The 541-nt window shown below is 70.8% G+C and carries 1 protein-coding gene; it reads right to left on the bottom strand.

Going from position 1 to position 541, the window contains the following annotated elements:
* Positions 1–541 (bottom strand): hypothetical protein (locus IE95_RS20735; protein WP_036572735.1); only part of this gene is annotated, 541 nt, incomplete at both ends.

Raw genomic sequence — 541 nt, 5'->3', positions numbered from 1 at the left:
AGCAGTCGTGTTCACGACCGTGCCCGTCAGACGCACCTGGCCACCCACGTTCTCCGCAGCGACCGACACCTCCTGCGACCACTGCGGCACGTAGCAGCTGGCACCACGGAGCGTGAACGACTCGGCGACCCGACCGTCCACCAGCACCGTGAACTCGTGGGCGTCCAGCCCACGCAGCAGGCCCGGCGCGGTCACCGTCCCCTTCTCGCCCGCGCCGACGACCGTGCGCAGACCGTCCTGGCCGACCACGCCGAACTCGACCGGAAGCGTCGAGGCCGAGTTGTCGAACGAGAACACGACGTCGGCGACCGAGGTCCGCGACCCGAGGTCGAACACGCACTGCCCCACGGTGGGCGCCACGGCCTTCGGCGCGATCACGGCCTCGCCGAACGGCGCCTTCTGCGAGTGCGTGTACCCCTTGCCCTCCGACCCGGTCTCGACCACCCACCGGTACTGACGGAACGCGACCTGCCCGGCCTCGACCGACCCCAGACCCGTGTCGATCGTGAACGAACCGGTCTGCCCCGCAGCCAGCCGGACC

The organism is Oerskovia turbata, assembly GCF_000718325.1.
In the GTDB taxonomy this organism is placed as follows: domain Bacteria; phylum Actinomycetota; class Actinomycetes; order Actinomycetales; family Cellulomonadaceae; genus Oerskovia; species Oerskovia turbata.
Note: the sequence above shows the minus strand (reverse complement) of the source record. Positions and strands in the feature narration are given on the sequence as shown.